The 9,058-nt window shown below is 62.3% G+C and carries 12 protein-coding genes and 1 tRNA gene; 4 read left to right on the top strand and 9 right to left on the bottom strand.

What is annotated here, in order from left to right; translation table 11 throughout:
* Nucleotides 1–834 precede the first annotated feature (834 nt).
* The gene (locus MOX02_RS28335; RefSeq protein WP_238180018.1) at nucleotides 835–1,362 is read right to left on the bottom strand and encodes a L,D-transpeptidase; all 528 of its coding nucleotides are present in this window, start codon (nucleotides 1,360–1,362) and stop codon (nucleotides 835–837) included.
* Nucleotides 1,363–1,586: 224 nt separating this feature from the next.
* Nucleotides 1,587–1,904, bottom strand: a complete 318-nt coding sequence (locus MOX02_RS33055; protein WP_350374777.1) for a DUF551 domain-containing protein — start codon at nucleotides 1,902–1,904, stop codon at nucleotides 1,587–1,589.
* A 1,199-nt stretch (nucleotides 1,905–3,103) separates the two neighbouring features.
* Here MOX02_RS33055 and MOX02_RS28325 point away from each other — a divergent pair.
* Both MOX02_RS28325 and MOX02_RS28320 read left to right on the top strand, forming a co-directional pair.
* Nucleotides 3,104–3,180: transfer RNA gene (locus MOX02_RS28325), tRNA-Arg, on the top strand.
* A 1,035-nt stretch (nucleotides 3,181–4,215) separates the two neighbouring features.
* The gene (locus tag MOX02_RS28320; RefSeq protein WP_147029127.1) at nucleotides 4,216–4,800 is read left to right on the top strand and encodes a YgjV family protein; all 585 of its coding nucleotides are present in this window, start codon (nucleotides 4,216–4,218) and stop codon (nucleotides 4,798–4,800) included.
* 14 nt (nucleotides 4,801–4,814) lie between these two features.
* Here the strand turns inward: MOX02_RS28320 and MOX02_RS28315 are convergent, their stop codons facing one another.
* A complete protein-coding gene (locus MOX02_RS28315; RefSeq protein ID WP_147029126.1) occupies nucleotides 4,815–5,027 on the bottom strand; it encodes a hypothetical protein in 213 nt (70 codons plus the stop codon).
* Nucleotides 5,028–5,268: 241 nt separating this feature from the next.
* Between MOX02_RS28315 and MOX02_RS28310 the strand changes: the two genes are divergently transcribed.
* Nucleotides 5,269–5,931: a peroxiredoxin gene (locus tag MOX02_RS28310; protein WP_147029125.1), complete on the top strand. Its 663-nt coding sequence runs from the start codon at nucleotides 5,269–5,271 to the stop codon at nucleotides 5,929–5,931.
* Nucleotides 5,932–6,011: 80 nt separating this feature from the next.
* Here the strand turns inward: MOX02_RS28310 and MOX02_RS28305 are convergent, their stop codons facing one another.
* The 5 genes from MOX02_RS28305 to MOX02_RS28290 form a co-directional block, all read right to left on the bottom strand.
* Entirely contained in the window at nucleotides 6,012–6,293 is a 282-nt protein-coding gene (locus MOX02_RS28305) for a hypothetical protein (protein ID WP_147029124.1), read from the bottom strand.
* 95 nt (nucleotides 6,294–6,388) lie between these two features.
* Nucleotides 6,389–6,679, bottom strand: a complete 291-nt coding sequence (locus MOX02_RS32510; RefSeq protein ID WP_238180017.1) for a DUF421 domain-containing protein — start codon at nucleotides 6,677–6,679, stop codon at nucleotides 6,389–6,391.
* A gap of 39 nt (nucleotides 6,680–6,718) precedes the next feature.
* Nucleotides 6,719–6,847 (bottom strand): DUF421 domain-containing protein, encoded by a 129-nt coding sequence (locus MOX02_RS32780; protein ID WP_280525367.1) that lies wholly within the window; start codon nucleotides 6,845–6,847, stop codon nucleotides 6,719–6,721.
* A gap of 248 nt (nucleotides 6,848–7,095) precedes the next feature.
* Nucleotides 7,096–7,335, bottom strand: coding sequence for a hypothetical protein (locus MOX02_RS28295; RefSeq protein ID WP_147029123.1), 240 nt, complete (start codon nucleotides 7,333–7,335; stop codon nucleotides 7,096–7,098).
* Between the two features lie 213 nt (nucleotides 7,336–7,548).
* Nucleotides 7,549–7,839, bottom strand: a complete 291-nt coding sequence (locus MOX02_RS28290) for a hypothetical protein (RefSeq protein ID WP_147029122.1) — start codon at nucleotides 7,837–7,839, stop codon at nucleotides 7,549–7,551.
* Between the two features lie 316 nt (nucleotides 7,840–8,155).
* Here MOX02_RS28290 and MOX02_RS28285 point away from each other — a divergent pair, with 316 nt between their 5' ends.
* Nucleotides 8,156–8,353 carry a hypothetical protein gene (locus MOX02_RS28285; protein WP_147029121.1) on the top strand — a complete coding sequence of 66 codons (198 nt, stop codon included), beginning with the start codon at nucleotides 8,156–8,158 and terminating at the stop codon, nucleotides 8,351–8,353.
* A 406-nt stretch (nucleotides 8,354–8,759) separates the two neighbouring features.
* Here the strand turns inward: MOX02_RS28285 and MOX02_RS31925 are convergent.
* Nucleotides 8,760–9,058: hypothetical protein (locus tag MOX02_RS31925; protein WP_210250418.1), on the bottom strand; the 299-nt coding region annotated here is incomplete at its 5' end.

Genomic DNA, 9,058 nt, shown 5'->3' with positions numbered 1-9,058 from the left:
TGACGCCCGCGGCGGTAGTAGTGCGTGCCCTGCTCCGAGAGATCATCCCAGGTGTCGGACGCTCTGTCCCTCACGTCCCGCAGAGTCTCCCGCGCTTGATCAGCGACTCCACTCGCACCGCCTGTTTGCTGTTGGGTGTTGCGTCCACTCTGACCGGCGGCCGTGCCAGATGCTGCACCTTGTCGATTGTTAGCCACAAGACCCCTCCGTTCGACAGCGTGTGAACTTCGCTCCCCGACCTCCGATCACCCTGTGGAGCATGAGCGGGGGCGTAGGGTCTCAGCAACGTTCAGCAGCCTCCAAGCGATCCATCACAACCGCGCACCCCAAGGCATTACCCTAGGTAGTCCGATCAGCGCTTACTAGTACTGATTAACTTAGATCAAGTACGCATTCTTCATTGGGGCAACACAGATATGCCCCTTGTTCGCTCTACGAAGTCGTGTAAACACCTCCGCCATGGGGGCTGATATGAACGTTATTCCGCCGATCGTCGCTTCACTGCTTACGCTGGCTGCAAGTGCGGCTTATGTCTCGCTGCGGTATTCGGAACAGGAGGCCCTATTGGAGAGCATCTCTGGGGCGCTTTTCATTGCCGGGCTCGCGGTGTTGGGCGGCAGTCTGCCCCTGTTTCGCTGACGCGCTTCTCGCTCTCGTGGCCATTCGTTGCCCACATTCCTTCACCAGGGCGCGACCACCAGCGGCACCAAGGCAAGACCCAGCGTTCAACCTCAGGAGAGCACGGGGAAGGGCTTTGGGGAGGCTGCCTTGGTGAGCAGGCGGGGAGGCTAGACGAGTATGTGCGTGAGGGTTTCGTCGCAAGTCGAACTGAGCTCAATCAAACTCATTTAAGAGTGGGTCATCGATATCGTAATCATGAGGGTCGCGGTAAGGCCGAATTCTAGCCGGGTAGTAATCATCCTCAAACCCGTAGGTTCGGCTTCGTAATCCTGCCGGCCTCGAATAGAACGGCTCAGGTTGACGACGAGTCCGGGCGGTATGAAATCCACTATCCCTGCTTGCGATCAACGGCTCGATACTACCGCCTATGGTAATGCGCGTATTGGCCGTTCCTTCAGCCCTGACGAGAGCGAACAGGGTGGCGGCATTACCCGGTGCTAGCCGGACACAACCATGCGATGCAGCGCGACCAAGTCGTCTCACATGGTTAGTCCCATGAATCGCATGACCGACCGATGTAAAGAATATTGCATTCGGCATAGGTGCGTTGTCGTACTTTCGTGAGTAGTACATGCGTTCAGTTCGAAGCACTCTAAAAGTACCGCTCGGCGTTCCATGCCCTGGAAGGCCCGTTGACACACGCCAGTTGTATAGTGCTTGCCCGCTAACAGCCACAGACATTCTCTGATTACTTTTGTCTATAGCTATGCGAACGTCTGCTAAAGCCGGATCCGCTGATACGACTACCGCGAGAGTACCGCAGAGCGCCCAGATTGATCGGATACGCATGTTGAACTCACGGTGGGCAACGGCGAAGCTTTAGTTGAGCTACGCTCATCCGAACCTGGAGTTCCATGCCTAAGCAAGTTCATTGTGGTTAGCTCTATCTCCAAGATTTAACCCCATCAGCGTATTGCATCGCCCGGATGATCCGCCAGCCCGTCGCCGCTATCCTCGCCCGGTGAAGGTTCGGCTGCTGCCGCGCCAGGGTCAGAGCTTGCGTCGACTCGCTCAGTCTCTCCCGGTGGTTCAGCCAGCGGCATCCAATGAGTGGGGTTTCGGCCGTCCCAGGGGACAGGCTTCTCACCCGTCCAAAGACGCCACTGACCTTTGTGGCTGTAGTGAGTGAGGACACCTACGAACTGATCCCTGCCGTCGAAGAGCAGGACCTTGGCGCCTTCCTTCGCTGGGGCAGTGTCAATGGGTTGCCATGAAGAACGCATCGTCTCGCCTGCGATTCAAAGATGCAGAGGATGATGATGCATTGACGCGGCGGGCAGTTCCATGCTTGGGCGCAATGTATCGGCCAAGCTGCCGGACTTGTCCTGATCGCTGGGAACCACAAATAGGAGCCATTGGTTGGGTAGAGGCAAAAGCCATAGGAGCTAAGACTTAAAACGCTTTAGCAATACCGCCGATTAGCTGAACTGCGGCTTACGTATAAATCAAAACTTCGCCTGTTTGCCTCTGTGCCAAGATGAAGAATAGCCCGACGTTCACCTCCAGCAACTCAGAAGCAGCAGCCTCGGTCGAGTACCGGAGCGCCATCGAAGAGGCCGCCATTGAGGAGGGCATGAGGCTCGCAGAGCTACATCGGCTAAGCCAAGTGCTGCGGGAGAGTGGGATGCGGCTGGGATCGCTCGGCGGTGACACAGCGGATCACCTGCGAGAGTTGCTCCGTCCATCACGGCTGCTACGCTCAGGCGCCCGTCCTCCTCAATGATACCGCTGCCAACTGGCTCAGCCGCTCCGGGATCCTCATTGGCGGGTCAGGTATGGCCCAGACCGAGCGTACCCGTGGCTAATCAGGCGGTCCTTGGCCTTATCCCGTTCGTCACTGAGGTCATCCAAGGCATCAGAGATGGCATCGTGAAGGGCTCGCACGGCGTCACCCCTGCTTTTGGCGAGGTAGGCCACCGCGATAGCTGCCACATCACCCGGAGTGCGCTTCTTCGTCGTGTCAGCCATGGCTCGACCCTCTGTGAGAACAAAGAGCGAACAATCTGATTCGGTTCCCACGGTCAAGGTTGGCTGAGAGGGGGTCGAACCGGTGGCTGAGCAGGGTGACAGGCGGTGCTCAGATGATCCGTAGGAAGGCGAGCAGAATGGCCGTCAGCAGGACGGAGAACAGGATCGAGCCGAGGCACCCAAGCCGATTGGAGAAGAAAAAGAACATACCGGGGCATACCCGGAGCGAGCCGGGTGGTTCCGATGGGGAGCTAAACGCTCATGCCACCAAGGCTTTGCCTCACCCCACGCAGGGTCAAGCTTGTCACACTGGTGTCACACCGGGCGTCACCAAACGCCTTCCATCGACGGCACCTAGCCCCCTTGCACCTTTCCTCCGTGCTGCTACGTTAGCGATCGTAACAGATTGACCTACATTGGTTTTTCGCATCGGCTACTGAATCCGCCACGGTCAGCACCCGTAGCTCAGCTGGATAGAGCGTTGCCCTCCGAAGGCAAAGGTCACACGTTCGAATCGTGTCGGGTGCGCCAATCCCCTCAATGACTTCAGCAAGATGGCTGGCGGTTTGACCCGGGCCTGTCACTGCGGTTCAGCAGGGCGAGTGTTAGACCGCTCTTTACAACCGATCCTGGCTGGACAACGGCTCCTGCGTGCGATTGCCGCTAAGACCCTGCAATCACGTCCAGCCTTTGAGGCCGGGCAGGCGCACATCCGCGATAGCTGGAGGTTGGGCATCGTCGCGCTGACCGACGAGCACGCGGATCAACCGCTTCTACCGAGCGCGACGCGGCTGATGCGGCCCTGCCGGATGGCTGTCACCGGAGCGCTCCGGCCCAGGTGTTCGAGCCCCGATCTTCCACGGCGTGGGCGATTTCTGAGGCCGCCTTCCAGGCGATGAGCGCGCAGCGCACAGCTTCGCCAGACGTGTCGACCCGCCATGCAGCTTTGGTATGCCAGATCACACATCCGCATGATTGTGCGGCGCGACGTTCCGTGGGACACGCAAATCACATCGCGGCGATGGCGTCGCCGCGCTGGCCCTTCATTGGGCGTTTCCTCCCTAGACTTCGGGCCGCTCTCAATGGGCGGCCCTTTTTCTGTCCGGGTGACGGGCTTTTAGCCCTCGTTCCGTTAGCCGGCAAGCAGCATTGTTCCACATTCGAGGCGATGTGGAGATTTCCTGCGCCGCTTGGCCACCGGCGAACAGGAAGCTCGTGCCGCCCCATGCCAGGACCAGCAGGGTTCACTGGCTGCTCGTCAATCACGACCCGACAATCGGTTGAGGCAATCCCGCCACCATTCCACCGATAAGGTCATCGTCGGCATCTCCAATGCGGAGTCCGGCCTGCAAAAGCACATCACCGTCTACAGGCGAAAATGGGCAAGCGCGTGTGGCGCGCCCGTTCGGTCGGCCTCGATCCCGAGATCCAATCTCGCGATGGTCTTGGCTGCGGCTTGCATGCCACGCTTGAGCGGCAGAGCCTCGTCATTAACCAACCGGTTACCATGCGGGAATAGCGCATTCGTCGGGACGGGCGCGATCGGGCGCCTCTCGAGTGCAGACCATGATGACCGCGGACTATGCTCTGACCCTGTGGAACGCGGCCAGAAGCCATCTCGATCTCTTCGGAATGCTTGGGCTCTCACTCGGCTTTGCTGCCGGCATGATGCCGCGGCGGTTCTGGATCCTGCTCACTTCGGCGGCCTGCTCTGCGTGCTTCGGTCTCCACTACCTGTATCTCGGGGCGCAAACCGGCATGGCGATGTGCGCCATCGCTGTCCTGCAGAGCCTCGTCTCGGCGCGGTTCATCGGCCCTGCATCGCGCGCCGGCTGGGTCGCGCCCCTCTTTGTGACGAGCAGCCTCGTGGCGGCGTGCCTGACCCTTGCGACTTGGGAAGGCTGGGCCTCGGCCTGTGCCGGTGCGGGCACGTTGCTCGCGACCGCGGCCCGCCTTCAGGCAGGTTCTCAGACGATGCGCCGCCTTTTCCTCTGCGCCTCCTCCTTCTGGGCCGGTCATAACCTCATCGTCGGTTCGGTCTTCGGTCTGACCTGCGATCTCTTGACGATCTCCGGTCTCACGATCGCCTTCCTCCGTGCCCGAGAACGTCGAGCTGGCGCCGCCGCGCCGGACGCTGCACTCTCGCTGTGAACGCGAGGACAGCCCTACTCGTCGCCCATGCTCAGCCGTTCCGTGACCTCGTCCTCCCCTTCGGCATCCCGCCCGAGAAGCTCATCGAGATCCCGCATCAACTCCTCGATCTGCTGCGCGGTCGCGAGGACCTGAAGGGACTCCCCGTCATCGGACTCGAGCGTGATCTGGTAGGCGCCCTGCACCTCGTCGGCGGCGAAGCGGGCGAGCTTGCGATTCGGGTTCATGGCGCGTCGCCTCCCCGGCGAACATGATCGAAATTCTGCCGTCAGCGTACCGGAGGACATGTCTGCGCGAAACGGCGGAATCACCGCTCGCGGCACCCCTGGGATGCGGCCGCATCGTGGAATCGCGCAGACGCGAAACCAAAGCCCTGGCACGGCCGCAACGCGCGCTAGGCATCGTCGGCCGCTTGGGATTAACCTGGGTGACGGGGGCATTTCGAACGCACGACGACGGGAGGCGTTCATGGCTCTTCAGATCGGTGACATGGCGCCGGATTTCGAGGCCGAGACCACGCAGGGCCTGATCCGGTTTCACGACTGGATCGGCGACGCGTGGTGCGTGCTCTTCTCGCATCCGAAAGATTTCACGCCCGTCTGCACGACGGAACTCGGCTACATGGCCAGGATCAAGCCCGAGTTCGACAGGCGTGGCGTGAAGATCATCGGCTTGAGTGTCGACCCTGCCGACCGGCACAGCCAGTGGCTGAACGACATCTCAGAGACACAAGGATTCGCACCGAACTACCCGATGATCGGCGATGCCGACCTCAGGATCTCCAAGCTCTACGGAATGCTGCCGGCCGCTGCGGGGGGCACATCGGAGGGGCGCACACCGGCCGACAACCAGACGGTCCGGAACGTGTTCGTCATCGGGCCGGACAAGATGATCAAGCTGATACTCGTCTATCCCATGACGACAGGCCGCAACTTCGATGAAGTGCTGCGCGTGATCGACTCGCTGCAACTGACGGCGCGGCATCGGGTGGCGACGCCCGTGAACTGGAGGCAGGGCGAGGACGTGATCATCGCGGGCTCCGTGTCGGACGAGGAAGCGCGCCGGATCTATCCGGATGGCTGGAAGGCACCGAAGCCGTACATCCGCATCGTGCCGCATCCCGCGGCCTGAGACGCGAGGAGCCGCCGAGGCGTCGGCGGCTGCCAATATCGGAGGTCCGAGCCGCTCGCGCGGAGCGGCTCGGCCTCGCCTCAGTAGCTGTACTCTCGGCGGCCTTCGCGGCGGACCGGGCCGTAGCCGGCATCACGGGGCTTGACGCGGGAACCGTACTCGATGTCTCGCCGCGCGCGCCGGTTGGCGAGGGCGCGGCCGGCCAAGCACCCGGCGACCGCGCCGACCACGCCGCGCTCGGCGAGGTAGTGCCCGGCGATGCCGCCGATGATTGCCCCCTTGATGCAGCCTTTCGCCTCCGCTGCGCCGACGCTCATCAGCATCATGATCGCGATGGCTGATGCTCTGGCCACAATCCGCATGGTGGTCCTCCTGATGAATGCCAGGAGAAACAGCCGGACGGGAACTGCGTTCCGGCGTCCGTCAGGCGGAGCTCGGCAGACCGCGCGAGAGTGTCTCAACGGGTCCCCTTGATCCGGTCGTCCGGGCTCCGCGGCGCAGCCTCTTCCGCGGCGATGACGCTGATCCGGCCATCGCCCTCCAGGGAAGCTTCCCTCACGTCGGCCGGATCGTCGATGCCTTGCTGGCGCAGCTGGCTCATCAGCTCTGCATGCGTGATCATGTTGCTGCGCAGGTTCACCCAGCAGATCTCGCCGTTCATCACGAGCTTCAGCCGTTTCGGCACGATGAAGCGCTCGAAGGCCGGGACGCGGAAGCCCAGCCAGTCGATGGCGTAATTCCAGAACACGATCGTCAGGACGAGCAGAAGCCCTTCCGTCAGGGATTTTTACTCGTGCGCGAATGCATTCTGGGACACGTCCGCGATCAGGACGACGACGAGAAGGTCCGCGAGGCCGAAGGCGCCGGCCTGCCGCTTCATGACGAACCGCATGATGAGGAACAGCGCGAGGTACATGACTGAGCCGCGCAGAACGATCTCCAGGAGCGCGTGCTACGGCACGAACATCGCTCGCCAATCCATCGCACGCGACTCCCAGAGGTGCCGTGAGGAGGCGGGACGCGTCGCCTCGTTCAACATCCATGTGGGGGGCTCACACGCCCTCCGCCCGCTCGGCGGCTTGCTCTCGTCGAGACCTTATTCGACCGGGGATGCGGACGTCGCTTGGTTCGATGTGACCTGAACTCACGGATCGACGCGCACATTCATCGGACGATCTGCGCATCCTCGATATCGAGGCGGACTCCACGCCCCTGCAATACGCGCAGGATGCGGTCACGCATCTCCGGCGCCAGTTCAGGAATCCGCATGTGCACGGTGCTGCCGCTCGCCGTTCCGGTCACCCAGAGGCGGTAGTGCAAGCCCTCCGCGCGCAACTGCCTCAAGAGGCGCTCGGACCCGAGCCGAACCGCTTCGTTGTTCATGGCGATCGTGGCTGGGGTCATCGTCCGCTCTCCGCACCTCACAGAGATCAACGAACGGCACAGGTTGATGATCCGGCCCCGCCCCGCGGCAGCGTGGCCGGCCGAACACGATCGTGCCACGAAGGTGCCCGGGATCCGGCTCGCGGAAGCGTTCCGACGCGTGATGGGGCAGGCCGTTCTCCTGCCGAACGCCGGCGCGCGGTAGCTCCGCCTGCGCCGGGATGGGTGGTCAGCTCAGGCTGCCATTGCTCCGGCTGTATCCGCCGCCACGGGCTCGGGGCTTGCCGCCTCGGCGACCTGCCGGATCAACTTCGTGAACAGTCTGGCGAGGTCGTCGGACCCGGCGAGCTCGCTCCAAGAGGCTGTTGCGGCCCGTGTGCAGGCGGCGTCCGCACGAAACGCCGTCAGCCCGAGCGTCGTGAGTCGCAGTTCGATGATCGTACCGGCCCGTTCACGCTCCTCCTGAGCGTACATCCATGCCGCTTGAAGTACGTGTGCGAAGGCTTCCTGGGTCAGACCCGGCATCGTGCGCCCTTTACGATCCCTAAGCTTACCCCTCACCCTACTTCAACGTTCAGGGCGGAAGCTGTGCCGGCAGGAACACACGGACGCATGAGTCGATCTGCGTGTCGTCGAAGCCACGATGCTGTGAGCGGGACACAGGCTACCCCCAAGCCGACACGGCGCGGAACGTCGCGCTGCGACGCAGCGGCTCCGATCAGGCCGAGTCGAGCCGGCGGCGCTCCTTCACGGTCTCGCCAACCAGATGCATGATGCCGTGACCGCGGTGATTCTCGCAGCGGAGCAGGTGATCGCATCCCGAACATGGAGGCCGTGAACCATGGCTGAGAACAAGGCGAAGTCACTGCGCTCGGCGCAGCACCTGCGGAACAGTCTTATCGAGGCCCTGGACGTGTGTGGGATTCCTGACGGCGACCTGGTCGAGCTGACAGTCCGCTACCGCCGCGCGGAGAACGGGGTCGAGGTGCAGGAGATGTCTCTCGTTCCGCTGAAGAAGCAGAAGACGAGCTATGCGTGAGATCGCCCGCTAAGCCACGCCTACAGCGAGCCATCGGCCGCTTCGGCTTCCTTGAGCGGCGCAGCCGGCTCGAGCGCTGAGGCTTGCCTGTTGGCGCACCGGCCCAAGTGCTGATTTCGGAGATAGGGAAAGCCAACCGACGTCCGACGCCACCGGCAGATGCGTCGCGCCTTTCAAAAAATGTGGCGGCAGATCAATGCCTTACGGAAGCATTGGTGCCCAGGAAAGGACTGGGCGTTTCACAACGTTATGTAAGCAAAATCAACAACTTGCGAACTGCCAACCCAAATTCCTTGTACCACCATCCTGTGCCTCCGTCACGTGGCCCGATCAACGGCGTGGAGAGGGTGTTCCTGCGTCCTGCAGGGCCCACGCCTGCTCTGCACCTATGGTGCCGCAAGGCGCGTTACAGGGTGGTCACGGCCTCGCCGCCCCTCCCTTCGACCGTCCGGAGCACCTCAGCGCGCCGCGTTTGCTGCGCAAATTCTTCGATGCGGCCGAGCGCCGGGGTGTAAGACGCCACCACGAGGGCAAGCAAAATTGCAAACGCGACGAGGCACTCCACAATCGACCTCATGCCCGTGCGCCACCCCTCCGCAACCACCCACTTCTGATCAACGTCAGCAACAAACGCGGACCGCGGTGACTGGTGCGCGCTGACCATCGCGTTCCACTGCGAGATTGTGATCCTTGGTGTTCCGAAGC

The sequence above is a fragment of the Methylobacterium oxalidis genome (assembly GCF_007992195.1).
Lineage (GTDB): Bacteria > Pseudomonadota > Alphaproteobacteria > Rhizobiales > Beijerinckiaceae > Methylobacterium > Methylobacterium oxalidis.
This window is presented reverse-complemented; position numbering and strand designations above follow the sequence as displayed.

Bases quoted from the DNA above. Each gene is read 5' to 3' on its own strand.
- MOX02_RS28335 (WP_238180018.1), bottom strand. From the start codon at position 1,362: ATGTCTGTGGCTGTTAGCGGGCAAGCACTATACAACTGGCGTGTGTCA.
- MOX02_RS33055 (WP_350374777.1), bottom strand. From the start codon at position 1,904: ATGCGTTCTTCATGGCAACCCATTGACACTGCCCCAGCGAAGGAAGGC.
- MOX02_RS28320 (WP_147029127.1), top strand. From the start codon at position 4,216: ATGATGACCGCGGACTATGCTCTGACCCTGTGGAACGCGGCCAGAAGC.
- MOX02_RS28315 (WP_147029126.1), bottom strand. From the start codon at position 5,027: ATGAACCCGAATCGCAAGCTCGCCCGCTTCGCCGCCGACGAGGTGCAG.
- MOX02_RS28310 (WP_147029125.1), top strand. From the start codon at position 5,269: ATGGCTCTTCAGATCGGTGACATGGCGCCGGATTTCGAGGCCGAGACC.
- MOX02_RS28305 (WP_147029124.1), bottom strand. From the start codon at position 6,293: ATGCGGATTGTGGCCAGAGCATCAGCCATCGCGATCATGATGCTGATG.
- MOX02_RS32780 (WP_280525367.1), bottom strand. From the start codon at position 6,847: ATGTACCTCGCGCTGTTCCTCATCATGCGGTTCGTCATGAAGCGGCAG.
- MOX02_RS28295 (WP_147029123.1), bottom strand. From the start codon at position 7,335: ATGACCCCAGCCACGATCGCCATGAACAACGAAGCGGTTCGGCTCGGG.
- MOX02_RS28290 (WP_147029122.1), bottom strand. From the start codon at position 7,839: ATGCCGGGTCTGACCCAGGAAGCCTTCGCACACGTACTTCAAGCGGCA.
- MOX02_RS28285 (WP_147029121.1), top strand. From the start codon at position 8,156: ATGGCTGAGAACAAGGCGAAGTCACTGCGCTCGGCGCAGCACCTGCGG.